Origin of the sequence: Aquabacterium sp. (assembly GCF_034003525.1) — a bacterium.
GTDB lineage: Bacteria > Pseudomonadota > Gammaproteobacteria > Burkholderiales > Burkholderiaceae_C > Aquabacterium.
Map to the genome: position 1 here is coordinate 1 of NZ_JAVEYN010000054.1, position 3903 is coordinate 3903.

Genomic DNA, 3903 nt, shown 5'->3' on the forward strand with positions numbered 1-3903 from the left:
ATCGACCCTGAGCTGACGGTCAGGCTCCCAGCATGAATGACTTCTATGCAGTACCAAGCCGCCCGTAAAGCCCCGCAGAACACAATGCTGCTGACCGGGTACGAAGCCAGATCAGCAGCATTGGCAGGGTTACCGAAGCACCAGCACAGGCACGCTGCTGGTACGCAGCAGCGCTGTGGTGCTGCTGCCCACAATCAGCTGCCGGATGCGTGAATGGCCATAGGCCCCCATCACCAGCATGCCCAGGCCTTGCGCCGACAGATGCTGCGGCAGTACCCGCTCGACGCTGCCCTCCAGTACGGCGATGCCAACGGTGAAGCCCTGGGTTCGCAGCTGCGCGGTCGCGGCATCGAGCTCTGCCTGCATGGCGGCGTCCAACGACCCCACGAACACCAGGGTGCACGCCAGCGCCTTGAGCCAGACGCTCTGCCCCACCTGGCCGAGCATGCGACGCGCAGTGTCACTGCCGTCGAACGCCAGCGCAAAGCTCCGTGGCGTCTCGAACGTCTGCCCTGGAATCGAGAGCACCGGCTTGGCCGTGCTGCGGATCACGCGCTCCACATGGTGATCAAGGTGCCGCCCCGCCACGGTGGCATGGTCATGGCGCCCCATCACCGTCAGCGTGACCTCGGCCTCCAGGTCGACGACCGACTCCACCAGCTCACCGTGCCTCTGGCGGATCTGCACCTCGCTCACCCCATCCGCCGTGGCGCGCTGGCGCATGCCTTCCAGGATCTGACGCCCCTGCTCCTGCGCCAGCACGCTGCGGCGGGCGTCCAGTTCCGCCAGCTCACTGAGCAGCCCCTCTTGCGCACCCAGGCCGATCTGTCCGCTGAAATCGGATTGAGGGGCCTTTTCGGGGTGCCGGTCCAGCACATGCAAAAAGGTCAGCGAGGCGCCGAGCGCTTTCGCGGCCCAGATCGCACCGTCACACACGGCCGCCGGGTTCCCTTGTGCATCCACACAAGCCATCACGTTTTTCATGTTCATCTCCTGTGCTGATCAGTGGCCCAAGGGCAATTCGGCGCCGTCTTTGTCGTGCAGACCAAAGCGGTCCACCATCGTCTTGCTGGCCTCATTCAGGCCCATCACCTCAACCTGGGCCCCCTCGCGTCGGAACTTGAGCACCACCTTGTCCAGAGCGCTCACGGCCGTGATGTCCCAGAAATGCGCGCGGCTGACGTCGATGCGCACCTGGCGCACCGCCTCCTTGAAATCGAAGCTGTCGACAAAGCGATCGGCCGACGAGAAGAACACCTGACCGGTGACGGTGTAGACCCGCGTCTGACCGTCGTCTTGGGCTTGCGACTTCACCTGCATCAGGCGACCGACCTTGTTGGCAAAGAACACGGCACTGAGCAGCACGCCGGCGAACACGCCCTTGGCCAGATCGTGGGTGGACACGGTGACGACCACGGTGACCAACATCACCACGGAGGAGCTGGGCGGGTGCTCACGCAGCTTGCGCAGGGAGTCCCAGCTGAAGGTGCCGATGCTGACCATGATCATCACGGCCACCAGGGCAGCCATGGGAATCTGGCTCACCCACGGCCCCAGGAACACCACCATGATGAGCAGGAAGATGCCCGCCATGAAGGTGGACAAACGCCCGCGCCCACCGGACTTCACGTTGATGACCGACTGCCCGATCATGGCGCAACCGGCCATGCCGCCGATGAAACCGGTGCCGATGTTGGCCAGGCCCTGCCCCACGCATTCACGGCTCTTGTCGCTGGTCGTGTCGGTCAGGTCGTCCACGATGGAGGCCGTCATCATCGATTCCAGCAGTCCCACCACGGCCAGGGTCAGGGAGTACGGCGCAATGATCTGCAGCGTTTCCAAGGTCAAGGGCACATCGGGCAGCAAAAAGATGGGCAGGCTGTCAGGCAGCTCACCCATGTCGCCCACATTGCGGATGTCCAGGCCCAGGGCCATGGCCACCCCGGTCAGCACCACGATGCACACCAGGGGCGAAGGCACGGCCTTGCCCACCACCGGCAGATACGGGAAGCCATAGATGATGGCCAGACCGGCCGCCGTCATGGCGTACACATGCCAGGTCACATTGGTCAACTCGGGCAGTTGCGCCAGGAAGATCAGAATGGCCAGGGCGTTGACAAAGCCCGTGACCACCGAACGCGACACGAATCGCATCAGGTTGCCCAGCTTGAACAGGCCCGCGATGATCTGGAAGACGCCCGTGAGCACGGTGGCGGCCAGCAGGTACTGCAAACCATGGTCCTTGACCAGGGTCACCATCAGCAGGGCCATGGCGCCGGTGGCGGCCGAGATCATGCCGGGTCGTCCACCGGCGATGGCGATGATGACGGAGATGCTGAAGGAGGCGTACAGCCCCACCTTGGGGTCGACGCCCGCGATGATGGAAAAGGCGATGGCTTCGGGAATGAGGGCCAGGGCAACGACGAGACCTGCGAGCAGGTCGCCTCGGATGTTGCCCAGCCACTGCTCGCGCAATGAGATGGTCATAAGGGAATCAATAGGGAAACGTGCCGGGGCGCAGCATGCGGCCAGGCTGAAAACTCAGAGGAAAGGTGCTCGGCGTCGGCATGCATCCCGCATGCCGGGCCCGCCGACTCAGGGCGGTGTGACCGAGAAGAAATAGCCGCGCGCCAGTTGCCCCACCGGGGTGCACTCCAGTGCAGTCTGCGCGTGTGGGCTGGGCAAGAGCATGCAGAAATTATAGGCGGTGCTGTTTGCGCCTGTCAGCGGCCATGCCAGAACTGCACAAACGCGTTCAGCAAATACAGCGTCAGCAGCACAACGCTGGCCCAACTGCCCAGACGCAGGACACGCGACGCAGGTCGAAAGACCAAGGCCACCACGACCGCCCCACTCATCGTGGCCGCCGTCAAGGCCGACACGGTGTGGAGCGGCGAGACCAGCTCGTAAAGCGGCCCCGCCCGGTAGGCCACATCATCGACCGCCAGGATGAGCACGTCAAACAGATTGCTGCCCAGCAGGTTGCCGATCGCCAGGTCCACCGCGCCGATCCTCAATGCTGCCACCGTGGTGGCCACTTCAGGCACGGACGTGGCCATGGCCACGAACAAGGTGCCTACGAACGAGTTGGACCACCCCATGATGCGCGCCAATTCCACCCCCAGCAGCGGCAGCCAGATGCCGCTGCCGACGATCACCACCGCTGCCATTGCGTAGCCCATGAGGGCTGACTTGAGGCTCAGGCTGCTCGCTGTCGCGGCGGCGGCTTGATGGTGACGCTGCTCATTCACATAGATGAGCCGCATGGCCAAGGTGTACAGGCCCATCAACACCACGCTGCCCACACTGATGTGTCCCAGGCTCGGCATGCTCTTTTGCGTGCTCAACGTCAGGATCAAGGCCGCGGCCGTCAACAACATGACGCCCAAACTGGCTGACAGCACATGCCCACGGCTGGCAATGGCGTAGACCGACTCTTTGCGGTAGAACACATCGACAAACGCCAGAATGGTGAGGTTGAACACGGCGCTGCCCAGCGCGTCGCCCACGGCGATGTCGGGGGCCTGCGCGACGGTGACGGCGCTCAAACCCGTGACGAGCTCGGGCAAGGAGGTGACTGTGGCGACCAGGATCAGCCCGACCCAACTGCGGGACAGTCCGGCCAATTCCGCGATCGCGTCCCCGTAGCGAATCAAGCGTGAGCCTGCCACGCCGATCAACGCCATGCAGGCAATGAACTCGATCCAAACAAGTGCCGAACTGGTCATGATTGACCTCAGCATAGTCGAGGCGGGGGCATTCATCCACAATCCGCATCTGCATTAGTCCCGACGTGGACCTAAGAGCTGTGACTGTTGTAGCCGGGCTCTGACTCTCATTCTGGGGTGATAGTCAGCAAACCGGACATCTGCAGCAAGCCGTTCAATGACGAATCTTGGCCGA

The 3903-nt window shown here is 63.4% G+C and carries 3 protein-coding genes; all 3 read right to left on the minus strand.

Going from position 1 to position 3903, the window contains the following annotated elements:
• Window positions 1-129 precede the first annotated feature (129 nt).
• Window positions 130-984, minus strand: coding sequence for a universal stress protein (locus tag RBT42_RS16420; protein ID WP_047349576.1), 855 nt, complete (start codon window positions 982-984; stop codon window positions 130-132).
• Between the two features lie 18 nt (window positions 985-1002).
• Complete coding sequence (locus RBT42_RS16425; protein ID WP_300157446.1) at window positions 1003-2487, minus strand: SulP family inorganic anion transporter; 1485 nt, start codon at window positions 2485-2487, stop codon at window positions 1003-1005.
• A gap of 236 nt (window positions 2488-2723) precedes the next feature.
• Entirely contained in the window at window positions 2724-3728 is a 1005-nt protein-coding gene (locus RBT42_RS16430) for a sodium:calcium antiporter (RefSeq protein WP_047349557.1), read from the minus strand.
• Window positions 3729-3903 lie beyond the last annotated feature (175 nt).

Excerpts from the sequence above, each read along its gene's own strand:
- RBT42_RS16420 (WP_047349576.1), bottom strand. The coding sequence starts at position 984 with ATGAAAAACGTGATGGCTTGTGTGGATGCACAAGGGAACCCGGCGGCC.
- RBT42_RS16425 (WP_300157446.1), bottom strand. The coding sequence starts at position 2,487 with ATGACCATCTCATTGCGCGAGCAGTGGCTGGGCAACATCCGAGGCGAC.
- RBT42_RS16430 (WP_047349557.1), bottom strand. The coding sequence starts at position 3,728 with ATGACCAGTTCGGCACTTGTTTGGATCGAGTTCATTGCCTGCATGGCG.